Source organism: Peptoniphilus stercorisuis (genome assembly GCF_017874395.1).
GTDB classification, from domain to species: domain Bacteria; phylum Bacillota; class Clostridia; order Tissierellales; family Peptoniphilaceae; genus Anaerosphaera; species Anaerosphaera stercorisuis.
Genome location: NZ_JAGGLJ010000010.1, coordinates 25,495 through 50,628, shown reverse-complemented (window position 1 = coordinate 50,628; position 25,134 = coordinate 25,495). Strand labels below are relative to the sequence as shown.

The 25,134-nt window shown below is 30.2% G+C and carries 20 protein-coding genes; 2 read left to right on the top strand and 18 right to left on the bottom strand.

Annotated features, from left to right (window positions below):
* Both J2Z71_RS05945 and J2Z71_RS05940 read right to left on the bottom strand, forming a co-directional pair.
* Entirely contained in the window at window positions 1-1,173 is a 1,173-nt protein-coding gene (locus J2Z71_RS05945) for a M20 metallopeptidase family protein (RefSeq protein WP_210060945.1), read from the bottom strand.
* Between the two features lie 12 nt (window positions 1,174-1,185).
* Window positions 1,186-2,592: a YfcC family protein gene (locus J2Z71_RS05940; protein WP_210060944.1), complete on the bottom strand. Its 1,407-nt coding sequence runs from the start codon at window positions 2,590-2,592 to the stop codon at window positions 1,186-1,188.
* Between the two features lie 186 nt (window positions 2,593-2,778).
* On the opposite strand from J2Z71_RS05940, the gene J2Z71_RS05935 reads away from it, so the two are divergent.
* The gene (locus J2Z71_RS05935) at window positions 2,779-4,569 is read left to right on the top strand and encodes a sigma-54 interaction domain-containing protein (RefSeq protein WP_210060942.1); all 1,791 of its coding nucleotides are present in this window, start codon (window positions 2,779-2,781) and stop codon (window positions 4,567-4,569) included.
* Window positions 4,570-4,611: 42 nt separating this feature from the next.
* Here J2Z71_RS05935 and J2Z71_RS05930 read toward each other — a convergent pair whose 3' ends face one another.
* From J2Z71_RS05930 to J2Z71_RS05870, 13 genes are all read right to left on the bottom strand, one after another.
* The gene (locus J2Z71_RS05930) at window positions 4,612-5,817 is read right to left on the bottom strand and encodes a dicarboxylate/amino acid:cation symporter (RefSeq protein ID WP_210060940.1); all 1,206 of its coding nucleotides are present in this window, start codon (window positions 5,815-5,817) and stop codon (window positions 4,612-4,614) included.
* Between the two features lie 124 nt (window positions 5,818-5,941).
* On the bottom strand, window positions 5,942-6,781 hold the full coding sequence (locus J2Z71_RS05925) for a 3-hydroxybutyryl-CoA dehydrogenase (protein WP_210060939.1): 840 nt from the start codon (window positions 6,779-6,781) through the stop codon (window positions 5,942-5,944).
* 15 nt (window positions 6,782-6,796) lie between these two features.
* Window positions 6,797-7,576, bottom strand: coding sequence for an enoyl-CoA hydratase-related protein (locus J2Z71_RS05920; RefSeq protein WP_210060937.1), 780 nt, complete (start codon window positions 7,574-7,576; stop codon window positions 6,797-6,799).
* Between the two features lie 38 nt (window positions 7,577-7,614).
* Window positions 7,615-8,796 carry an acetyl-CoA C-acetyltransferase gene (locus J2Z71_RS05915; protein WP_210060935.1) on the bottom strand — a complete coding sequence of 394 codons (1,182 nt, stop codon included), beginning with the start codon at window positions 8,794-8,796 and terminating at the stop codon, window positions 7,615-7,617.
* Window positions 8,797-9,322: 526 nt separating this feature from the next.
* Window positions 9,323-10,432: a non-hydrolyzing UDP-N-acetylglucosamine 2-epimerase gene (gene wecB, locus J2Z71_RS05910; protein ID WP_210060934.1), complete on the bottom strand. Its 1,110-nt coding sequence runs from the start codon at window positions 10,430-10,432 to the stop codon at window positions 9,323-9,325.
* A 1-nt stretch (window position 10,433) separates the two neighbouring features.
* Entirely contained in the window at window positions 10,434-11,477 is a 1,044-nt protein-coding gene (locus J2Z71_RS05905) for a glycosyltransferase family 4 protein (RefSeq protein ID WP_210060933.1), read from the bottom strand.
* Window positions 11,478-11,495: 18 nt separating this feature from the next.
* Window positions 11,496-12,125 (bottom strand): uracil phosphoribosyltransferase, encoded by a 630-nt coding sequence (gene upp, locus J2Z71_RS05900; RefSeq protein ID WP_210060932.1) that lies wholly within the window; start codon window positions 12,123-12,125, stop codon window positions 11,496-11,498.
* A gap of 10 nt (window positions 12,126-12,135) precedes the next feature.
* Window positions 12,136-13,185, bottom strand: a complete 1,050-nt coding sequence (locus J2Z71_RS05895; protein ID WP_210060931.1) for an L-threonylcarbamoyladenylate synthase — start codon at window positions 13,183-13,185, stop codon at window positions 12,136-12,138.
* Window positions 13,186-13,318: 133 nt separating this feature from the next.
* Window positions 13,319-14,440 carry an ABC transporter permease subunit gene (locus J2Z71_RS05890; protein WP_210060930.1) on the bottom strand — a complete coding sequence of 374 codons (1,122 nt, stop codon included), beginning with the start codon at window positions 14,438-14,440 and terminating at the stop codon, window positions 13,319-13,321.
* Window positions 14,440-15,507, bottom strand: a complete 1,068-nt coding sequence (locus J2Z71_RS05885) for an ABC transporter permease subunit (protein ID WP_210060929.1) — start codon at window positions 15,505-15,507, stop codon at window positions 14,440-14,442. The genes J2Z71_RS05890 and J2Z71_RS05885 overlap by 1 nt, the downstream gene beginning before the upstream one ends.
* On the bottom strand, window positions 15,500-17,098 hold the full coding sequence (locus tag J2Z71_RS05880; protein WP_245311192.1) for a sugar ABC transporter ATP-binding protein: 1,599 nt from the start codon (window positions 17,096-17,098) through the stop codon (window positions 15,500-15,502). Before J2Z71_RS05880 ends, J2Z71_RS05885 begins: the two co-directional genes overlap by 8 nt.
* A 50-nt stretch (window positions 17,099-17,148) precedes the next feature.
* Entirely contained in the window at window positions 17,149-18,420 is a 1,272-nt protein-coding gene (locus J2Z71_RS05875) for a DUF3798 domain-containing protein (RefSeq protein WP_210060928.1), read from the bottom strand.
* Between the two features lie 171 nt (window positions 18,421-18,591).
* Window positions 18,592-19,857: a Glu/Leu/Phe/Val family dehydrogenase gene (locus tag J2Z71_RS05870; protein WP_210060927.1), complete on the bottom strand. Its 1,266-nt coding sequence runs from the start codon at window positions 19,855-19,857 to the stop codon at window positions 18,592-18,594.
* Window positions 19,858-20,206: 349 nt separating this feature from the next.
* Between J2Z71_RS05870 and J2Z71_RS05865 the strand changes: the two genes are divergently transcribed.
* On the top strand, window positions 20,207-20,608 hold the full coding sequence (locus tag J2Z71_RS05865) for a zinc-binding metallopeptidase family protein (RefSeq protein ID WP_210060926.1): 402 nt from the start codon (window positions 20,207-20,209) through the stop codon (window positions 20,606-20,608).
* A gap of 44 nt (window positions 20,609-20,652) precedes the next feature.
* Here the strand turns inward: J2Z71_RS05865 and J2Z71_RS05860 are convergent, their stop codons facing one another.
* The 3 genes from J2Z71_RS05860 to J2Z71_RS05850 form a co-directional block, all read right to left on the bottom strand.
* Window positions 20,653-21,411, bottom strand: a complete 759-nt coding sequence (locus J2Z71_RS05860) for a formate/nitrite transporter family protein (protein WP_210060925.1) — start codon at window positions 21,409-21,411, stop codon at window positions 20,653-20,655.
* Between the two features lie 112 nt (window positions 21,412-21,523).
* Complete coding sequence (locus tag J2Z71_RS05855; protein WP_210060924.1) at window positions 21,524-22,942, bottom strand: S-layer homology domain-containing protein; 1,419 nt, start codon at window positions 22,940-22,942, stop codon at window positions 21,524-21,526.
* An 18-nt stretch (window positions 22,943-22,960) separates the two neighbouring features.
* Window positions 22,961-25,105: an S-layer homology domain-containing protein gene (locus J2Z71_RS05850; protein ID WP_210060923.1), complete on the bottom strand. Its 2,145-nt coding sequence runs from the start codon at window positions 25,103-25,105 to the stop codon at window positions 22,961-22,963.
* Window positions 25,106-25,134: the final 29 nt, after the last annotated feature.

Below are 25,134 nucleotides of genomic sequence, written 5' to 3'. Positions count from 1 at the left end.
TTAGCACCTCAATATCTCTTTTTCATACTCTAATACATATTGCACAAAGTATCCAACTCCTAATTTCAAAACTCTTTCATCTATATCAAAATAAGGACTATGTTGTGGAAATCTATTTTCTTCTTTTTTAAATCCACCACCTAAAAACAATAAGCATTTGGGGTTTTTATATTTTGCAAAATCTTCTCCACCCATTTGAAGTTCATAATTTACAACCTTATCTTCTCCAAATATTTTCTTTGCAGCAATAAGTCCTGTATCTACACATTCACTATCATTTATCATTGCAGGTGGTCCTTCATGATATTCTAGTTTTATATCTGTTTTTGTAGATTGTGCAACACCTTGTGCAACTCTATTTAAGATTTCTTCATATTTAGATCTAAGCTCATTATTAAATGTTCTTGTAGTTCCCATTAAATGAGCTGTATCCGGAATTATATTTGCAGTAGTTCCAGAATGAAATGCTGTAACACTTAATACAGCAGTATCTTGTGGGTTTATCTCTCTACTTACTACTCTTTGAAGAGACATTACAAGCTCTGAACCTGCAACAACTGGATCAATTGTTTGATGAGGAAGTGCGCCATGTCCACCTTTTCCATTTATATAAAAATCAAAAGTATCAGCAGCTGCCATTACAGGTCCTGCTTGAAGTCCTGCATATCCAGCTTCCATTTGAGACCAAATGTGTAGAGCAATTAATCTATCACATTCTAAAACTTCCTTTTCATTTTTCATATAAGTTGCGCCGCTATCTTCAATAAACTCTTCTGCTGGTTGAAATAAAAGTCTAACTGTAACCTTTAAATCATCCTTCATCTCTGAAAGTATCTTAGCAGTTCCAAGTAAAATTGTAATATGTGTATCATGTCCACAAGCATGCATAAATCCATCATTTTTAGATTTATATGGACAACTTCCAAGTTCATCCATTGGCAGTGCATCAATATCTGCTCTTATTCCAATGATTTTTTCACTTGAATTTTTTCCCTTAATTGTTGCAATCACACCTGTATTATTGACCTTTATATATGGAATATTTAGTGAATCTAAATATCTCATTATTTCCTTTTGAGTATTATATTCTTCCCAAGATTTTTCTGGATTTTCATGAAAATATCTTCTAAGTTCAATTAACTCACTTTCTATTTCTTCTAATCTCTCTTTCATAAAATAACCTCCTTAGAATGGTCCATAACCTATATTTGTCGCTACAACTAAGGCAACTACACTTACTGCTGTAAGCATTAATATAAGTGGCGTAACAAATTTCCACCATTTCTTAAGTGGAATTTTTGCAATTGTTAAGAAAATTAAAAGTGTACCACTTGTAAACCACATTGAGTTTGTAAGTCCATCACCTAGTTGAAAAGCAAGAATCATAGTTTGTCTAGTCATACCAATTAAATCAGCTAATGGAATAAGAATTGGCATAAGAGCCATAGCCTTAGCAGATCCTGATGTTATTAAACCATTGAAGAGTGCTATTACAACCATTACAGCTATTGCAGTAATAGATCCAGGCAATACCATAAGTGGTTTTGAAATCGCATTAATAATAGGGTCAATTATTCCTGACTCTGTAAGTATCCATTGAATACCACGAGCAAGTCCTATAACAAGTGCAGGTCTTAAGCCATCTTTAGCTCCATCTATAATAGAATCTATGATTTCATTTGGATTTAATTTATTAATTAAACCTGCTGCTACTGCCGTAAATAAAAAGCATGCTGATAAGTCATTCATTGACCAACCAAGTTTTGAAACTCCTAAAATTGCAACAATAAAAGTAATTAAGAAAACAAGTAGAGATAAACTTTGTCTTTTAGATAATGGATCTTTTGTAATATCTGTATAGTCAATTCTAAATTCTGTATCATCGATATCCGATGTTATAGATAAACTTTTATCTCTTTTAACTTTTCTTGCATATCTAAGTACATAAGCCATTACTATTACATCAAATATAACTAGTAATACAAATCTAAATAAAAATCCTGAAAACATTGGAAGCTCTGCAATTTCATGCGAAATACCAACTGTATAAACACTAGTTGGAGAAATTGAAAAACTGATCATGTCAATAAGTGCTGAACAAGCAACACCTGTCATTAAGTCATATCCAAGTGCTATACATAGAGAAATTATTATTGGAATAAATGGAACTATTTGTTCATTCCATCCTAAAAATCCTCCAAAACAAGCAAATATAATCATAATTATAATAAGTATTTTTTCTGAACCAATAACCTCTGCCTTTGAAAGTATTTTTGAAACACCTTTGTCTAGAGTTTTAGTTCTTTTATAAACTTCAATACAACCTGCAACAAGCATTACTAAAAACATCATACCTGCTGAAGACTCAAGTCCATTTGGAATAGCTTGGAAAATTGATTGCGGTCCTAAATAAACCTTTTCAACACTATGAAATGAATTTGGAATTACAATTGTTCTACCATTTACTACTTCCCTGTCAAAAGTACCTGGACTTACAAAAAGTGATAAAATATAACATGCAACAATTACACCAAATACGATGAGAAAGGCATTTATATTTTTACTTTCTTTCTTTTGATTTTTTTTAAACATAGATTTTCCTCCTATAATAATTTTTAAACTGCTCTTTCTAATTACAAATATAACAATTAAGAAAATCCAAGTCAATGGATTTAGAGTAGATATCCTTCGCATTTTTGCAAAATAAGAAATATAATTTGCATTATTGAGAATTTTATAATATTCTTTAAATATATTTATAAATGGGATGTGTTAATTATGAATGAATTAAAAAATATAGCAGTTCATGTTCAAGAAGTAGCTGAGGCAATAAGTGCTATTCTTGAAATAGATGTTACGATTATTACTAATGATTTAATAAGAATTGCTGCAACAGGAAAATATAAAAGGTACATAGGCGAGCAACTTCCATCTGGATGCTCCTATGAATATATTTTAAAAAATAAAAGACCCGAATCTGTTATAGAAAGAAATTTAAGTGATAGATGTGTAAATTGCTCTTTTATTGAAAATTGTTCAGAGATTGCCAATATTGGATATCCAATTTTATCTAAAGAAAATGAAGTCCTTGGAGTTATTGGGCTTATTGCCTTTGATAAGGACAAAAAAGAATATATAAATGAAAATCTTTCTAATATAAATTTATTCTTAAATAAATTAAGTTCTTTACTTGCAGGAAATTTAAAATATGAAGAGACCATAAAAACTCTTTCTCTAAAAAATAAGGAGTTTTCTAATATTGCAAATTCACTTGAGTATGGAGTTATTTTAACTGATAAGGATAAGAAGATTTTAAATTATAATAAAAAGACTTTAGAGGTTTTAAATTGCAGACATATGGATTTAAATAATAAATATATTTTTGATATTTTCGAAAATATAAATAATGAAAATTTATTTGAAAATAATATTGTATCGCTAAAGGAAGATTTAAATGTAAATAATGAAGAATTTTTAGTTAAATATATGGTCAATAGCTTAAATGATGATATGAAAAGCTATATTTATCAAATTTCTAAATATTCTAATGCCATATTAAATGCCTATAATATTATAGATGCCAATGAAAATATAAATTTCCACAATATTTTAGGGCAAAGTATTTCAATCCAAAACACTATTACTCTTGCAAAACAAATTTCTTCTGGAAATTCTTTTGTAATGATTAGAGGTGAGGAAGGTACTGGAAAGGAACTTTTTGCAAGATCTATTCACAATAGTTCTAATAGAGCAGATCATCCTTTTATTAAAATAGATTGTAAAAATATTCCTGATAATTTACTTGAAGCAGAGTTTTTTGGATATACTGCAAATAATATAAATGGCACTCAAAAACAAGGAAGAATAGGTAAGTTTGAACTTGCAAATAGAGGAACTATATTTTTAGATGAAATCACAAGTATTCCACTTCATTTACAGCCAAAATTACTTAAAGTTTTAACTGAAAATTCTTTTCATAGGCTTGGCTCTAAAGAAAAGGTAAATATTGATATTAGAATTATTTCATCAACTTCTAATAATCTTGAAGAAGCTCTTGAAGATGGCTTATTTATGAAAGATTTATATTATAAATTAAATGTAATTCCAATAAATATACCACCTCTTCGTGAGAGAAGTAATGATGTTGAAATAATTGCAAACTCAAAACTAAAAGAGTATTGTCAAATATTAAATAAGGAACAAAAGGTTTTTTCTGAGGATTTAATTAATATATTTAAAAATTCAAATTGGAAGGGAAATATTAAAGAATTAGAAAAAGTAGTAGAATATCTTGTAAATATTTGTGATGAGAAAACTATTGGACCTAATTGTTTACCGAATTTTTTCAATGAATTTTATTTAGATAATAATATAGAAAATTATGAAAATGTTAATACAAATCAAAAATCTTCTCTTCAAGATTTAACTGAAAATTTTGAAAAAAAAGTTTTATCTGTTTATTTAGATAAGTATGGAAATTCTACAAAATCAAAACAAAAAATAGCTGATTTACTTGAAATAAATCTATCTACTCTATATAGAAAACTTTATAGATATGAAATCATTTAAAAAACCACCCTTAAGGGTGGTTTTTAATATACAATATATATTTTATTCGTCTGTTCCATCATATACTGGATTTCCATCTCTTCCTGGTACTTTTTTAAATATTCCTGTAACCATTAAAGCGATTGCTCCGTCTCCAGTAACATTACATGCAGTACCAAAGCTGTCTTGTAGTGCAAATATAGAAAGCATTAAAGCTGTTCCTGAGTTGTCAAAGCCAAGAACTGATATAATCAATCCAAGAGAGGCAACTACTGTTCCTCCAGGCACTCCTGGTGCTGCTATTGCAAATATTCCAAGTAGTAATATAAATACAATCATTGTAGATAATTCAGGAAGTTTTCCATAAAGAATTTGTGAAACTGTCATTACAAAAAACACTTCTGTAAGTACAGAACCACAAAGATGTGTATTTGAACAAATTGGTATTACAAAGTCTCTAATCTTTGGATCTAAAACTTTTGATTTTCTAGCACATTTTAATGCAACTGGAAGTGTTGCTGCAGATGACATTGTACCAACTGCTGTAAAATATGCTGGTGCATAGTGTTTAAATACTTCTTTAGGGTTTACTTTTGCAATTGCTCCACCTATTGAATATAAAAGTCCCATCCAAATAAAATGTCCTACAATTACAATTAAAATAATCTTTAAGAATACTGGGATTTCTGAAAGTACCGCACCCTCATATGCAAGAGTTGCAAATGTTGATGCAATATAAACTGGTAAAATTGTAATTACAACTTTATCTACTATTGCAAGAACTATATTATTTAATTCTTTAAGTAAGTTTTCCCAAGTTTCGGACTTTGTCCATAAGACTGCAAGTCCTATTAATATAGATGTTATAAGTGCTGTCATTACTGGCATTATTGGATCAATTGTTAGAGCAAAGGATGATTCCGGTATAAGGTTTCCCTCGCCTACATGAGTTGCTATATTTAAGTGTGGGATTATAATTCTACCAGCAATTAAACTCATTGTTGCAGCTCCCACTGATGAAATATAGCATATTAAAAGTGTTACTGTTAAAATTTTTCCTGCACTGTCTTTTAAACTTACAATTGCAGGTGTTATAAAACCAAGGATTATTAATGGGACAATATATCCTATTAAGTCTCCAAGTACATTTTTAATAGCATCAACTACAAGTATTAATCCTTCATTTGCAAATTTACCAATGAAAATACCTACGATAATTCCTAAAAGTAGTTTGAATATTAAACTATTAAAAAAGCTCTTCTTTTTCATAATTACACCTCACTAATTTTATATTGTATAGTTTGATTATATCACTAAAGTACTAATATGTTTTACTTTTTACAATAATTTTTTAAATATAAAAAAAGCGCTGTAAACAGCGCTTTTTCTTCTATTAATTGTAGTCGTAAAAACCTTTATTAGTTTTTCTTCCAAGTTGTCCTGCACGTACCATTTTTCTAAGTAATGTATGTGCTCTGTATTTTGGATCTCTAAATTCATCATAAAGAACATCCATTATTGCAAGAACTACATCAAGTCCAATAAGATCTCCTAATTCTAAAGGTCCCATTGGGTGATTTGCTCCAAGTTTCATAGCAGCATCAATATCTTCAACACTTGCTATTCCCTCAGCATAGATTCCAATTCCTTCATTGATCATTGGAATAAGAATTCTATTTACTACAAATCCTGGTGCTTCTGCAACTTCTACAGGAGTTTTTCCTATTTTTTTTGAAAGTTCAATTATATCTTCTTTAACTTTAAGATCAGTTAATTGTCCTGAGATAACTTCTACAAGTTTCATCATAGGTACTGGATTAAAGAAATGCATTCCAATAACTTTATCAGGTCTTCCTGTTGCTGCTCCAATATCAGTTATTGATAATGAAGAAGTATTTGATGCAAGAACTGTTTTTTCGTCACATACTTCATCTAATTCTTTAAATATAGCTTTTTTGATTTTAGGATTTTCTGTTGCTGCTTCTATTACTAAATCACAGTCTTTAATGTCTTCAATTTTATCTGAAGTTGAAAGATTTGAAAGTGCAACTTTCATTTCTTCTTCTGTCATTCTTCCTTTAGAAACATTTTTAGCATATCCTTTTTCAATTCTAGCTTTTGCTTTTTCTAAAGCTTCAGGAGCTATATCTCTTACTATAACTTCATGTTTTGGTGCTAATACTTGTGCAATTCCAGATCCCATTGTACCTGAACCTATTACAGCTATTTTCATTCTAATACCTCCAAATTATTCTCCTATAAATTTAGGAGCCCTTTTTTCAAGAAATGCCTTCATACCTTCTTTTTGGTCTTTTGTTGCAAAACAAAGTCCAAAGTTTGCCCTTTCAATGTCCATTCCACTGTCAATATCAGTTTGAATACCAGTATTAATAGCTTCTTTTGAGTATTTAACGGCTAATTTTGAGTTCTTAGCAATTTTTTCAGCTAACTCTTTTGCAGCATTTAATAATTCATCATGAATAACAACTTTTGAAACTAGTCCTATATTATATGCTTCTTCAGCTGATATAATTTCTGCAGTATAAATTAGTTCCTTTGCTCTTGAAAGTCCTATTGCACGAGAAAGTCTTTGAGTTCCACCAAATCCTGGTGTAACTCCAAGACCTACTTCAGGTTGGCCAAATTTAGCCTTTTCAGATGCAAGTCTTATATCACATGCAAGTGATAGTTCACATCCTCCACCTAGTGCAAATCCATTGATAGCTGCTATAACAGGTTTGTCAATTTTTTCAACTTTTAGGAATGCATTCATTCCTTTTCTGCCCCATTCTGCTCCTTCATTTGCATTTAATTGTGCCATTTCTCCAATATCTGCTCCTGCTACGAAGGATCTTCCTGCACCAGTTATTATAACAACACTTACCTCATCCCTATTTCTAAGTTCAGTAAAATAACTATCAATTTCAAAAAGCAATTCTCCATTTAATGCATTTAGACTTTCTTGTCTATCTATTGTAAGAATTAAAATACCATCTTCTAATTCTTCTTTTAAATATTTGTAATTCATTGTTTACTCCTTTTCTCAAAAAGAGTAGGAATTTTAAATTAGTCTCTTTCAACAATAAGAGCTGTACCTTGTCCTCCACCTATACAAAGTGTTGCAAGACCTTTTTTAGCGTCTCTTTTTTCCATTTCATATAGAAGAGTAGTTAATATTCTTGATCCACTAGCTCCAATTGGGTGACCAATTGCAATAGCTCCACCATTTACATTAACTTTGTCCATGTCAAATCCAAGTGTATTAGCTACAGCTTGAGCTTGTGCAGCAAATGCTTCATTTGCTTCGATTAAATCAAGATCTTTAACTTCAAGACCTGCTTTTTCAAGTGCTTTACTTGATGAAGGAATAGGTCCTGTTCCCATGATTGATGGGTCTACACCTGCTGATGCATAAGATACAACTGTTGCAAGAGGTTTAATTCCAAGCTCTTTAGCTTTTGATTCGCTCATAACAACAAGCATTGCTGAACCATCATTGATTCCTGAAGCATTACCTGCTGTAACAGTTCCGTCTTTCTTAAATGCTGGTCTTAATTTTCCTAAGCCGTCTTCTGTAATTCCGTCTCTAATGAATTCATCATCTTCAACTACAGTAACTCTACCTTTTCTATCAGTAATTTCTACTGGTACTATCTCATCTTTGAATCTTCCTTCAGCTCTTGCTTTAGAAGCTCTGTTTTGAGAAGCTGTTGCAAGGTGATCTTGCATTTCTCTTGTTATACCATATTGTTCTGATACGTTTTCTGCTGTAATTCCCATGTGATATTTATGAAAAGCATCAACAAGTCCATCAACAAGCATTTCATCAACGAAAGTTTTATCTCCCATTCTAGCTCCCCATCTAGCATCTCTTACTAAGAAAGGTGCTTGTGACATTGATTCAGTACCACCAGCAAGAATAACATCAGCATCTCCTGCTTTAATCATTTGAGCTGCTAATGAAACTGCTCTAAGTCCTGATCCACAAACTTTGTTAAGTGTCATTGCTGGAATTTCTTTTGGAATTCCTGCATTGATTGCTACTTGTCTTGCAACGTTTTGTCCAAGGCCTGCTTGAAGAACGTTTCCGATAACAACTTCGTCAATTATTGCAGGATCAATTCCCGCTCTTTTTATTGCTTCTTTAGTTGCTATTACACCTAGATCTACTGCTGATAATGATTTTAATGCTCCTCCAAAAGATCCTACTGGAGTTCTTACAGCACTTGCTATTACTACTTTTTCCATTATATCCTCCTTTTTTTATGGATAAATCCATATTGTGATTATCATCACCTAAAAGCTAAATAAAATAATATTTATTATTTTTGCTAAAGAATAGTAAGGTTTGCATACTAATATTTAAAAAATATATATAATAACCATACTACTTTAACTATATTATAACTTATTAATAATAAATAACACTTACTATTTCTTAAAAATAGCAAAAGTATTAAATTTAATAAATATAAAAAATGGCTTTACTTTTAATTATACCCTTATTTTACCTATCTAAAAGATTGTTAAATTTTTAATTAGCGAAGACATAACTATCCCTACTAAAAAATTTCCAAAAGATATAACCTTTATTTTCGCATTGTGAAATACGTCCCATTTCTATATATACCATTATATAAATTTAATTCACTATTTTCAAGAAGAAAGTTTCTAAAATAATTTAATTTAAGAAAAACATTTTCTTAAATACTATTCTACACCTTTTACAAAATTATTTAAAGAGAAAAAGTAGGACTTTTAGTCCTACTTTTTTCTAGTTCATTTCTTCTTCAAGAATATCTATTATTTTTTTAGCTGCAGTTCCATCACCATAAGGATTTACTGCATGAGCCATTTCATCATACTTTTTCTTATTTTCAATTAGCTCTTTAAATCCATTATAAATATTTTCATATTTTGTACCTACAAGTTTTGCAGTATTTGCAAGTACCCCTTCCATTCTTTCAGTTTCTTCTCTTACTACAAGAACAGGTTTTCCAAGAGCTGGTGCCTCTTCTTGAATTCCACCTGAATCTGTAACTACAAGATAGACTTTATTTATTAAATTTGAGAAAGGAAGATAGTCAAGGGGTTCAATCATATGAACTTTTTCTTCATTTTCAAAATATTTATTTGCGATCTCACGAACCTTTGGATTTAAATGTACTGGAAATATTACTTCCACATCATCATTTTCATGAACTACATCAAGTACTGCTTGGAAAATATTTTCCATAGGCTTACCTATATTCTCACGTCTATGAGATGTTAAAAGCACTACTTTTTTATTTTCATAGTCTATTTTATTTAAAAGTTCTTCTTCAAAATGATAATCTTCTTTTACAGAATATTTAAGAGCATCAATAACTGTATTTCCCGTTATGTAAATATTCTCATCATTATATCCTTCTTTTAATAAATTTTCTCTATTACTATTTGTTGGTGCAAAGTGAAAATTAGCAAGTACTCCTGTTAGCTTTCTATTTGCTTCTTCTGGAAAAGGTGAATATAAATTTCCAGATCTAAGACCTGCTTCTACATGTCCTATTTTTACTTTTTTATAAAAAGCTGCAATACTTGATGAAAATACTGTCGTTGTATCTCCTTGAATTAGCAATACATCTGGAGTTGTTTCATCTAATATTTTTTCAAGTCCTAACATTGCATTTACTGTAATTTCTGTTAATGTTTGACCTGGTTTAAAAATATTTAAGTCATAGTCTGGCACAATATTAAATATTTTTAAAACTTGATCTAACATTTCTCTATGTTGTCCTGTTACTGCAACAATTGATTCTATATTTTCTCTTTTTTCAAGCTCCTTAACTATTGGAGCCATTTTTATAGCCTCCGGTCTAGTACCGAACACTGTAAGAACCTTCATTTTATTCTCCCTTCGTTTTAAACATACCTGTTATAAATCCAAGAGCAATAATAGCTATAAATATTATTATAGAAACTATTAGTCCTTGATTTGTACTAAATTCTGAAATTTTATTTGCAAGTATTCCAAAAATTATAGATATTGTATATAAAACTAGCACAGTTTGTCTTTGTGACAATCCCATAGCTAAAAGTCTATGATGCAAATGTCCTTTATCTGCTTCTACCATACTTTTACCACTTAATTTACGCCTTACCATTGCAAAGGCAGTATCAAATACAGGCACTCCAAGAATTAAAACTGGAACTATAATAGTAAGAATTGCAACAGATTTCATAACTCCTTCTATAGATATATAAGAAAGCACAAAACCTAAAAATAAAGCTCCTGTATCTCCCATAAATATTTTAGCAGGATTAAAATTATAAGGTAAAAATCCAAGACATGCTCCTGCAAGTATTGCTGCTATAATAGCTACTTCTGTGTATCCAAATTTATATGCAATCATCATAAGTGATATGGCACAAATCATAGAAACCCCTGCTGCAAGTCCATCAAGACCATCTATTAAATTTATTGTATTTGTAATTCCAGTAATCCAAAATAGTGTTATTGGAATAGATAAATACTTAATATATATAAATGGATCTCCTATATTAAATGGATTATTAAAAAATTCAATTCTAACTCCACCAACTACTAAACATATTCCTGCTACAAGTTGAAAAATTATCTTTTTCTTTGGACTAAGACCTACTTTATCATCTATAAGACCTGATAGGACAATTACTGTTGAACCAGCTATTAACCCTATAACCTCACTACTTAAAGTAAGTTTTAAAACTTTCGCAAAAATAAGTATAGATACAACAAATGTAATATACATTCCAAGCCCACCCGCTAATGGTATGGGCTTTTTATGCATTCTTCTGTTGTCCTTTGGTATATCCATAAATCCAAATTTCTTAGCTAATTTAATAATTATTGGTGTCATAATAACACTTATTAAAACCGCTACAAAAAATGGTATTATTAAACTCTCCATAAGAACTCCCTTTAAAAATTATTTTGTTCCGAATAATCTATCTCCAGCATCTCCAAGTCCTGGTAAGATGTATCCTTCTTCACTTAGACATCTATCAATAGATGCTACATAAATATCAACATCTGGATGTGCTTCTTGAACTGCTTTTAATCCCTCTGGTGCTGCTAATATATTTAATGCTTTAACATTTGTAGCACCCATTCTTTTTACTTCATCAATAGCTTCTATTAAAGATCCACCTGTTGCAAGCATTGGATCTAGAATAATAAATGTTCTTTCTTCAACATCCTTAGGAAGTTTGCAATAATATGTTACTGGTTTTAAAGTTTCAGGATCTCTATACATTCCAACATGTCCTACTCTTGCAGCTGGCATTACTGATAAAACTCCATCAACCATTCCTATTCCTGCTCTTAGTATTGGAACTATACCTACTTTTTTACCACTTATTTCTTTTCCTACATAAGTTTCAAGAGGTGTTTCAATTTCAACATCAGATAATTCAAAATCTCTTGTAACCTCATATCCCATTAATGCAGATATTTCTGTTACTATTTGTCTAAAATCCTTTGATGATGTATCCTTTTTTCTTAAAATTGTTAATTTGTGTTGAATTAACGGATGATCTGTAACTATAACTTTTCCCATTTTTTCCTCCTTATAGTCCAAGCACTAACTTGCCTCCACAGGCTTTTAAAAGTCTGTTCATAATTCCAGCTCCAATTCCTCTAAAATCAAAGCCTTCTGCATATATAAGATCTACTTCCTCCTCATCACACTTTCTAAGCGCATCAAAAAGGTTATGTGCAATTTCTTGCATATTTTCTCTAGATCCTAAATCTATTACAATATATGCCCCATTATAATCATCTTTTGTTTCTGTTGTAGCTAGAACTGCAACTTTTTTATCACTATTTTCTTTTAATCTTTTGTTAACTTCTTTTACAACTCCATCTAAATTTCCAGTAAAACAATAGGCATCAGCAATTGGTGCATAATGACGATATTTTTGTCCTGGAGATTTTGGAATAGCATGATCACTTGCATCTATTGTAGTATTATCAACTGCAACATCTGGAATAATCTTTTTTAAATCTTCATATGTTATTCCACCTGGTCTTAAAATCATAGGTGGATTTGAAGTCATATCAATTACAGTAGATTCAATTCCAACATTTGTAACTCCACCATCTACTATTATATCAACTTTTCCATCTAAGTCCTCTTTTACATGTTTAAATGCAGTTGGACTTGGTCTTCCTGATAAATTTGCAGAAGGTGCTGCTATTGGTAGTTTACAATCTTTTAAAATCGCTCTTGCAATTTCATGAGATGGCATTCTAATTGCAACTGTATCAAGTCCTGCAGTTACAACATTTGGAATTTTATCTGATCTTTTAAAAATCATTGTAATAGGACCTGGCCAAAATTCATCAATACATTTTTTAGCAAGCTCTGGTATTTCACTTACTAATTCATCTAATTGAGAATTTTCTGCAATGTGTAAAATAAGTGGATTGTCAGCAGGTCTTCCCTTAGCCTTAAAAATATTTTTACAAGCCTCTTCATCTAATCCATTTGCGCCTAGTCCATATACTGTTTCCGTAGGAATTACAACAAGTTTTCCATCAGAAAAAGCTCTAGTGATTTCTTCAATCTTCTTTCTTTCAATATTATCCTTATCAATCTTTATAATCTTTGTCTTCACTTAATCAGACCTTTCATCTTCGGATATTTATAATTATTCGAATAATATTATATCAATCTTTGGCACTTCATACAACAACCTAGCTTTCTTTAATTATTAAAATTCTATTAAAAAAAGGCTGTTTACACAGCCTTTAATTTGCTTTAATTTCTTTTTGAACTTTTAATCTTGTATTTCTTCTTTGCTCTTCAAGACCTCTTTGTCTTTCATAAGCATGCATTATTAATGCAACTGTTACAACACCATAACTTAAAAATGTTCTAAAATACTCGCCAATCATTGCATCTCCAGTTAGAGCCTTACCTGCTTGAGGCATTACTATAAACATTAAGTGAAATAGTGCAGTTCCAATAATTGCATTTGGTATTGATGCATTAGATACACTTGCACCACCTACAAGAAGTGAAGCTGCAGCATATAGCGCTGCTTGATCTTGACCTGCATAGGTATTTAATGTTCCTATATTTTGTAGATATATTATTTGACCATAAGAAGCAAGTACAGTTGAAATTACAATTGATTGAATTCTAATTTTATCTGTATTAAGCCCTGCATTTGCAGCTACCTTTTGACCAAGTCCAACAGCTCTCATATCATGACCTATTTTAGTTTTCTTAAACCAAATAGTAAATACACAAAGAAGAACTATTAATATAATAGTAAATACAGGCACTTCAAAGGCGATTTTTTGAGTTCCAATTGGAATATTTACATTAAATTTTAGTAAATCATCAAATCCCTTTGCAACATCTAGCTTAAGTGCGTTTTTTACTCCATATCCTTGAGATAATATTATTTTATTATTTCTAAAAGGAATTATAGATCCACATAAATATAATAAAAACAGCATATATATTCCAAGTATGAAAAATGAAAGCATCATTGATGTAATCATCTCTCGTCCACGAGCTTTATTTAAAACCCTACCTGAAAAATGTCCTAAAAGCATTGCAATAGGAGTTGCTATTATAGCAGCTAAGAAAAGTCCCTTTACTCCAACTACTCCCCAGTCTGTTACAAAAATAAGGCCAATTTGCCCAGCCATTGCACCTAAGGGAATACCAAAGTTAATTCCCATACCAGCAAGAATTGGTATTATTAGAGCAAGTACTAAAAATGTATTTCTAACCATTCTTCTTGCAAGTTCACCAGTTAAATATGCAAGAGGAGGTCTTGCTATATAAATTCCTATTCCACAAATAACTAAAAATAGAATTGGAACCATATATTTATTTAAAAATTTAGTTTTTTTCATTATTCATTCCTCCTTGTAAGTGCATATATAATCATTCCATTAGTTACTATAATTCTTAGAACTTCTGAAATATCTATATTTAATGCTCCATTAATTACTGTAGGAGTCATTGTCAAAATTCCTTGAAATAGAATTGTTCCAACTATTACATTTACTATTGAAGCTTTATTTAAACTTGCTCCACCAATTAAAATAGCAGCTACTGATTGAAATGTAAATGCAAGAGGAGCTGTATACAGCTGAATATATCCATAACTTTGTTGATATATTATTATACCAATAGCTGCTATTGCTGTTGACATTATTACTGAGATTACTCTCATTTTATTTATATTAATTCCTGATGCCTTAGCATATTCAGGATTTGAACCTACTGCTGTAATACTTGTTCCAGTTTTTGTTTTGAAAAATCCCCAAACGATTATTGCCATTAATGCAAAAAATAAAATCATTCCCGTTGGTATTGTAACTCCAGCTATTTCAAAAGATAAAAAGTTTGAAATTATACCAACACTTCTTGTAGTTCCATCAATTGTAGAATTAACCATCCAATAATCTGCAACAGGTATTTGCTGACGAAGTCCACTTCCTCCATAACTCATTACAGAAACTGGATTTTTATAAGGTAAAACTATCCACATTATACTCATAAAAGCAACAAAGGAATATCCTACATATGTTGCAATTAGCATCTCATCACCTTTTATTCTATTTAATAAAAAACCATATAATAAACCAAATAAAATAGATACAACTACTCCAAATAAAACTGCTATAAGTATTCCTAAAAGTCCAGAAAATCCAAACTCAATACTTGTTATTGCTCCAAGTATTCCTCCAATTATTCCAACAGGAATACCAAAGTTAAGCCCACATCCTGATTGAATCATAGGAACCATTGAAAGCACTAATATAGAAAACATTCCAAATCTACTTATAACATCTTCAAAAGATTGCCTTACTCCTACTCCTACAAAGGGAGCTATAATAAAAAGAGCTATTAAAAATACTGCTATAATAATTCTTGGAAGTCCAAATTTTTTAATAAGATTTTGCTTTTCATACATTTGCATTCACCTCTTTTAAACTAACTCCACTCATTAATAATCCAAATTTTTCTGATGAATCATAAGGAGAAAGAATACCTGCAATCTTACCATCACAAATAACTGCAATTCTATCGCAAATACTTCTTAACTCTTCAAGTTCTGAAGATATCATAACTATTGATGTATCGTCCTTTGCATTTGTTTCCTTTAAAGTATTAAGAACAAGCTCTTTTGCACCAATATCAATACCACGAGTTGGCTCTGATACAAATAAAAGTTCTGGTTCCATAGCAAGAGCCTTTGCAAGACAAACTTTTTGTTGATTTCCACCAGATAGATTTTGAGCCCTTTGAGTAGGTCCCATACACTTTATAGCAAGTGAATCTATATAAAAATCTGCAAGTTCCTTCATTGCCACTTCATCTCTAAATTTAATACCAAAGCGTTTTTTTAAATATTTATTTTGGACTTGCATTGCATTAAAAGCAATATTCCAATAAATAGGTTCCTCTAGAAGAAGTCCAACTCCACGCCTATCTTCAGATACAAAGGCAATTTTTTTTCTTAAAATACTAAAAGTATCTCCAAGCTTTAAATTTTCATTATTAAAAATAACCTCTCCACCAACAGGATATGTCCCCAAAATTCCATTTGGAATACCAAGTTTTCCCTGTCCTGCAATTCCTGCAATTCCAAGTATCTCACCTCGAACTACACTTAAATTTACATCTATTACTTGTTCACCTGGCATATCCACCCATAGATTTTTTATATCTAAAATAATATCTTCTTTATTTAATTTTTTTCTTTCAATTATTTCCCCTTCTTGTTTCTTTGCATTTCTACCAACCATAAGACTTGCTATTTCTTCAATAGTATAATCACTTGATTTTCTATTTTCTACAACAAATCCATCTCTTAAAACAATTATATTGTCGCAAAGATCAATAACTTCAGATAATCTATGTGAAATAAATATAATTGAAATTCCAAGACTTGCAAGTTTCTTAAGAGATTTAATTAAAATTTCTGCCTCACTTTCAGTTAATACAGCTGTTGGCTCATCCATTATAATTAATTTTACCTTTTCTCTTGTCATCTCTCTTGCAATCTCTATAAACTGTTTATGCCCAACAGGCATCTCACTAAGATATTCCTTAGAATCTATATTTACGCCTAAAGTATTAAGAGCATTTTCTGATGTTTTAAGATTTTCTTTAGTATCTACTGTCTCATACTTTTTTCCAATTACACTAGAAACTAAATTTTTGTTGGTTTTTTCCATATTCAAAGTAATATTTTCTGAAACAGTAAATCCAGGTATTAGATTAAACTCTTGATGCACCATTCCAATACCACTATCTAGAGCTTCAATTGGAGATTTAAAATTTATTTTTTTACCATTTAATAAAACCTCTCCACTATATCCTCCCGTTTCATTAATTACTTCCATTCCAAAAATAATATTCATTAAAGTAGATTTTCCAGCACCATTTTCACCAACAAGCCCTAAAATTTCCCCTTCATTTAATGTAAAATTCACATCTTTTAAAACTGTATTTTGTTCAAAACTTTTTTCTACATTTTTAGCTTCTAATAATATTCCCATAATTCACCTCTTATTAAAAAAGGACCAACGGCCTTGCCGTTGGTACATCTTTATTTGCCTTGAGCCTCATCTACATTCATTTGTAAATATTTTTCAGGAACTTCTACTTTGTCCATTCCTAAATATCCTTTACCATAAACATAAGTGTCTTGAGAAACTAAAACGTGATTTGTCATTTCCTCTCCACTTGCTCTATCTACATAATAAGAGCCCATCCAATTTGCTCCTTCAGTATAATTTCCAATTGCTGATTTTATATCATCTATATTTGTAAGTTCTTTTTTACCATCAAGTACATCTATTACAAGATCAACTGCTCCTATAGTTGTTGAATATCCCAGTGAATATGCCCAAGTTCCCATTCTTCCTGAGCCACCTTTTTCAACTACTACATCTTCAACCTTTTTATTAATTGCTGGCCAATCTCCTGCTTCTCCTGAAAGATCTACTGAAAATGCTCCTGGATAACCCATAATTGGAGATGGTAAATCTTGTTCTACAAATATTGCTCCACCTGAAGCTATTCCACGAAGAAGTGGTTCAGTATGAGCATCATTTGTACAGAAGAAAGCTGTATCTTTTCCATATTTTTCAATCCATGTAGGAATTTTTTCAGCAATATATTGTTGTGCTCCTGGTATTCCAACATCTGATGTTGGGTCTGGTGCAGTTTCATCAATAAATTCTATTCCCAGTTCATCTGCAGCTTCTTTCATAATATTTCTTCTAAGAGCTAGAAGTTCAATACTCATATGTCTTGGAAAAGAAATATGAACAAATTTTGTAGCTCCCATTTCCTTAGCAGCTTCTATAATTCTATATCCTCTTGAAATATTATCTACATCAAGTGCAAGATCTGAAGATTCTTCTACCATTGTAGTGTCCTCTTGTGGAGTTAGTGCAAGAAGCAAAATATCTGGATTTTTTGCACGAACTTGATCAAAGGCTGCACTTGTTCCTGGTACTGATTGATTTACTATAATTGCTTTCATATCTGGATCATCTGCCATTGCAACGATTTTAGATATAGTTGTCTCTTGCTCTGCCATGAAATTATCAGGATATGTGTCATGAACAATCATTCCACCTTCATCTGCAGATCCGAATTTTTCCATTGCAGCTTCTGCTCCTCTAAGCTCGTCCTCTCCTTGTGCTACTGTTCCTGTTACAATTCCTATGTGATAATCACTTTTTGGTCCATCATCTGCTGCTGTATTATTTCCAGCATTAGATTTATTATCTGCTTTTCCACATGCTGCAAGAGTAAATGTCATAGCTAAAATAATAAGTATCGAAACAATCCTTTTTGACTTAGTTTTCATTTTTTTCCTCCCTTTGCTTAAGTTAACACTTTATCATAGTACCTTTCTAAAATTAAAAGTTATTGTACCATATAAGTATAATAAAGTCAAAATTATATTTTTATTATTTTTAAGTAATTAAAAAAAGAGATGGTTTAAACCATCTCTTTAAGTCTATTTATTTAGATTGTATTAATACCAACCTCTCATTTTCATTGCAAAATCAATACCTTTAATAGCATACATATATACTGCATCTCTTAAACTTACATCATATTCATCTGCAACTTCAAAAACACCTTCAATAGCTCTCATCATATCAGCTTCTTGTTTATCTTCTACATCAGATTCTGTCCAATAATATCCATATTGGTTTTGAACCCATTCATAATAAGAAACTAATACTCCACCTGAATTTGTTAAAATATCAGGAGTAAGATTTATTCCTCTTTCTTTAAGAGCCTTATCTCCTTGAGGAGTTGTTGGTCCATTTGCTGCCTCACAAACAAGTTTAACATTAAGTTTATTTGCAAGTTCTTCTGTTATAACATTTTCAAGAGCTGCTGGAATTAAAATATCATATTCCTTAGCCCAAAATTCTTCATCTGAGATTTTTGTAGCTCCTTCAAATCCTAAACAAGTTTTATTTTCTTCTTTATATTTAAGTAATTCTTTAAAATCAATACCATTTTCATTGTAAAGAGCATAATTTCCTTCAGATTTATCCCATTCTGCAATAGCACAAACTTTTCCACCTTGTCTTTCAATGTTTTTAACTGTGAAAGTTCCAACATTTCCAAAGCCTTGAATTGCTATTTTTGCAGACTTAATATCTATATTAAATCTTTTAGCTGCTTCTCTTACAACTACTGCTACTCCAAATCCTGTAGCTTCATTTCTTCCCTCTGATCCACCAAATCCTACTGGTTTTCCAGTGAAAGTTCCCATATCTAATCTGTCACCATTTAAAACTGCATATTCATCAATAAACCATGACATAATTTCGCCATTTGTATTTACATCAGGTGCAGGAATATCAATTCTCTCTCCAAGATATTTGTGAAGTCCTCTAATATAACCTCTACAAAGTTGTTCTAATTCTCTTTTTGAAAGTTCTGAAGGATCTACACATATTCCACCTTTTCCTCCACCATATGGAAGTCCAAGTGCTCCGCCTTTGAAAGTCATCCAAAGTGAAAGTGCTTTAACCTCATCCATATTTACATTTGGATGAAATCTAACTCCACCTTTTGCAGGTCCTACTGCATCTGAATGTGCTGATCTCCAGCCTTTGAAAGTTTTTACACTTCCATCATCCATTTTTACCGGAATAGTTATTTCAATTACCCTTTTAGGTTCTTTTAAAAGTTCATAAACTGCTGGATCGCATCCTAATTTCTCACATGCAATTCTTACTTTCTCTTGTGCTGCTACTAATGGATTTAAAGTATCTGCCATTTTAAAACACTCCCTTATATTATATTGTAAATAGATTTTTATCTATTTTCTAAGTGGCTATTCTTCCATTTCAAATAAATTATGATAACTATTTCACGATGATTTAATTATACCAAATTCATTTTTTATTATCAATTGCGATAAGCACATAATACCCAGAATTTTTTTGATATATCTAATTTTAAAAACTTTTTTTTGAATTTTTTTAATATTTTTTCAATTTTAATTATTGTATCTTTCTAAAAAAATTATAATACAATATTGCATATTTTTTTAATAAAATTTAATACTATAATGGTATATGTTTTAATATGATAAACTATATTTCTAAATAATGAAAGGAGTACTAATGGAATTATACAAAAAAGAACTTATAGCAAATAGACGTAAATACAGACAAATAGCCGAAACAGGTTGGCTTGAAATAGAAACTACAATAGAGATAATTAAATATTTAAAATCCCTTGGATACAATGTTAAATACGGAAAAGAAATTCATTCAGAAAATAGAATGGGGCTTCCTACAAAAGAAGAATACAAAGAACATATAGAAAATATAGACTTTGAAAAACTAAATGCAGATTTTGATATTTCTGAGATACTAGAAGGCTATACAGGATGTATTGCAGAGATTAAATCAAAAAATCCTGGGAAAACCATTGGCATTAGATTTAATCCAGATGAAAATGTGTTAAAATACGGAGTAGCAGCGCTTTCAAATATTGCCCTTAATTTTTTAAATATTAAATAAATATAGAAATAAAAAGACCATTTTTTTAAAATGGTCTTTTTATTTTATTTATTTTTCCCAAGGCTAAAGTATGTTAAAGAAACTATAAGCCCTCCAAGTATATTTCCAAGAGTTACAGGAATTAAATTTCTAAAAATCATTGCAAAAGTAAATTCTGAAGATACTATTTTTGCAATAGTAAAACAAGTCATATTTGCAATACTATGTTCAAAACCAAGTGCTATAAATGGAAGAATACACCAAAAAACCATTATTAATTTAGCAACTTCATTTTCCATTTTATTATATGCAAGCACTCCAAGACAAACTAAAATATTACACATAATTCCCTTAAAAAATAAAACTGAAAATGAATAACTAACCTTTGTAGTTGCAAGATTTAAAACAGTATCTACAATATTTGTCAAAGAGCCCTCTGCACCTAAAAAAAGTATAGATAAAATAATAGCACCAAATAAATTTCCTAAATAGGACAAAGAACAAATTTTAAGACAATCTTTTAAGCTTAATTTCTTATCTAAACTTCCCATAGATAAAACTAAAACATTTCCTGTAAAAAGCTCTCCCCCAACAGTCATTACAAGAGAAAGGGCAAGAGAAAAAACAAAACCATTTACAAGTTTTTCAATTGGAAAAGATACACTTTTGAAAATAAGATTACTTAAAGACATAATCAAAATTCCAATCCCAATAAAAAATCCCGCCATCATAGAAGCTAACAAATACTCTTTTTTCGATCCTTCATAAAGACTTTTCTTCTTTAGAGAACCATTACTTAATATCCCAACAATTTCGCTATACATAAACCCTCCTTTATACAATGTATTTATTATATATTAAAAATAATTTTAATTTCAATGATTTATTAATTTATCTAAATAAAATAAAAAAGAGCCGATTTCTCGACTCTTCAATTTACATATTTATAGCTTTTGCAATTTCATTATAAAACCAATCAGATTTTTTTACATCACTAAAACTTACACTTTCTATTCCATTATCTCTAATAGAAAAAGTTTCATTTAAAATCTTAACAGCCTCTGCTCTTGTAATTTCTTTATTTGGCTTAAATGTACCATCGCCATATCCCTTTACATAGCCCTTGTCTGTTACTATATGAATTGCATCTTCTGCCCAGTGATCCTTAGTATCTAAGAAGCTAGACTTTCCATCTACTTCAAGTCCTAAATAATTTGAAATCATTTGAACAAATTCTGCTCTTGTAATATTATTATTTGGTTTAAAGATATTTTGAGGATATCCATTTATTATTCCCTTATTTGAAACAAAATCAACTGCTCCTGAATACCACATATTATTTGCATCAGAAAACTTTGTAGAATTTGCTACAATATTTTCATTTCCACTTACAAGTCTTGCAATCATTGTAGCAGCTTCTGCTCTTGTTATCTTACCATTTGGTTTAAAAGTATTATTACTATAACCTTTAATATAGGATTTATTTGAAATATTTTCAGTATTTACAACACTTCCACCTGCTAAATAAAATTTAATATTTGCATGTCTTGGAAGTCTATAAGTTGTTTCAATAGTGAAAATCCCATCATTGTCAGTTAAAGACTCACCAAGAATTTTGTCACCATATATAGCTTTTATTCTTACATTTTTATTATATTTTCCACTTACGGAAAAATCAGTATTATTTACCTCAAAAGGCTCTATTTCAGAAGTAGAAGGTCTATCATATTCCACATAAAACTTCATCATTTCCTTATTTCTAATAGGTTTTTGAAGTGTTATTACAAAGTTTCCATTTTTATCTAAAGTAGAACTAGCTAAATACTTATCATCATAATATGCTTTTATATTTCTAAATTTATAATCTTCAAGATTTCCAACTATTTTATTTCCATTTTCAGTAAAATTATACTTAGGAAAAACTCTCTCATCTTTATCATCAGCATCACTTGGATCATAATCATCATCAGCGTTTTTATCATAATAATATCCATTTACAATTTCAACTTTATTCTCATCATTTAAATAAACTCTTACATCATCAGAGCCTATTTCTAAATAATGATCCTCATAGCTTAAGTCATGATATCCATCAATATCAAGAGTTGCATTTCCAATAATATCAGTACTTCCCTCTTTTAAAAGTTCATCTTTATCTGAATAAAATCTTATATTTGTATTAGATTTATTTGTATATACAATTATAGTATCTTTATATACCTTAATTTTATTTACTGCATAATTTATCTCAGAATCAGAACTTTCTATCCAATCACTTGATTTCGCATAAGTGTTAAATGGAATAGCACAAATAATAGTTCCAGCAAGAGCTAAAGATAGTAATTTTTTATTCATTATTTCTCCTCCATTTAATTATTTTACAACTGTCCAAATTTCAGTATTTCCCTTTTTAAATGACTCATGATCATTTGTAGCATCTAAAACTTCAGCATAATACCAATCAGATTTTTTCACATCATTAAAAGTAATTAACATCTCTGGATTTGAAATATTATCCATACTATTTAGTGTAGATTTTCTACCAAAAGCAGCATTTAAAACTGTAACAGCCTCTGCCCTTGTAATATTTTCCTCAGGTTTGAAAGTTCCATCAGGATAACCACTAATCATCTTATTTCCATAAAGAGCTTCAATAGCTTCCTTAGCCCAGTGATTATTTATATCCTTAAGACCAGATGCACCATTATTATTTCCCTTTACATATCTAGAAACCATAGTAGTAAACTCTGCTCTTGTAATATAACTATCTGGCTCAAAATCTCCATTTGGATATCCATTCATAAGCCCCTTATCTACAACAAAATTTATAGCTTGAGCATACCAATCATCTTCAGCATCTTCAAACTTTGTAGTATTTGGAGTATTAAAGTTTTCTGATCCATTTATAAGTCTTGCAAACATCATTACAGTTTCAGCTCTTGAAATATTAGCCCCAGCCTTAAAGTTTCCATTTGGGTATCCCTTAGCATAAGCCATTCTAGAAAGATTTCCAGACTCCATACCATCTCTTACAATATATTCAATATTAATATCATCTCTGTCTTTTTCAGAAACAGTAATTTTTAAAGTTTCATTTAATTTTAAAGCCCTATTTAAAAGAACAGTGAAATTTCCATTATAATCTGCTCTAGTTTTTCCAAGTCTTACTCCATCATCATCCTTAACTAAAATCTCTGCATAAGAATTTGAAGTACCAAGGATTTTAGTATCACTTGCACCAGCACTGATAATATTAATACCACTTGCATTATTTGCAGTATTATCCTTCTTATAAAACTTCATATCAGATAAATCAGTAAGTCTTCTTTCTGATCTTATTCTAAACTTTCCATCAGCATTAGTTCTAGCTTCGCCAATATATTTATTTCTATAATAAAATCTAACTAAAGTATCTTTTTCATATTTTCCCTCAACATAATAAGTTGAAAATTTAATATCCCAAGGTTCAATTCTAATTTCATCTTTTTCAAAATATTTTGACTTTCCTGCAAAAAACTCTAAAGAAGAATTGTCTTTTACCTCTTCAGAAACAGTTATCTCAAAATATCCATCTCCATCAGTATATCCGCCACCGACAAATCTTTCATTATAAAAGATACTTACATATTCTCTAATATGATCATCAACATTTCCTTCAACAATCCACTTAGATCTATTGTCCTCATCTCTATTTATTCTAATTCTTCTTACATGAAGCTTATCTTCCTTATCATAATCAGAATATTGAGTTTCCATATCATCTCTTAACTCTTCACGTCTGTCTGCCTTTGCCTTTACTATATCAAAATCAGACTTTAGATTATCAGGAATATAAATATCATCAAGTTCTTCAATCGAATCAGCATCTTTTATTTCATCTAAAACCTTGTCTTTATCTTTATTTTTATCATTTTGTGAAGATGAATTTCCATTTAGATAATTAATTCTATCTTGTGCCATTTTGTCAATTTGTGCACTTAAATTTTTAATCAGTGCTCCTACTTGAGCTGATGAGTTTGAAAGTTCATATACACCTGATTCTACTTTAGATTTTACACCATTTAATACAGCTAAAACTTTTGGATTTTTTTCATATTGCTTAATTAATACATCAATTTTAGCAATTAAAGTTTTTCCTTCAATCACATATTCTTTTATTTTATGAGATTTAAGTTGTGAAGAAGACATAACTAATTCTTGCATTTCTTTTTTTGCAGTTTCTGCTTGTTTTAACACAGATGCTTTATCATAGGACATATTTATTCTAGCTTGAGAAAGCTTTAAAAGTTCCTTTGAACTAGCTGCTGTTTCTTTATCATTTTCAGCCTTGAATTCTTTTAATTTTTGTCCATAATCTGTTGCCTCTGCAATAATACCTTGAACATCTTCTGGTAAACTCTTCACCTGAGCACTACTTAAAGACACACTTACCCCACTTGCAAATGTATTTACTGGAACTGCTGCAGACATTATTACAATAGCAAGAGCAGCAGATAAAACTCTTTTTAAATTGTTCATTTAATCCCCCTTTTATTCTATACGAAAAT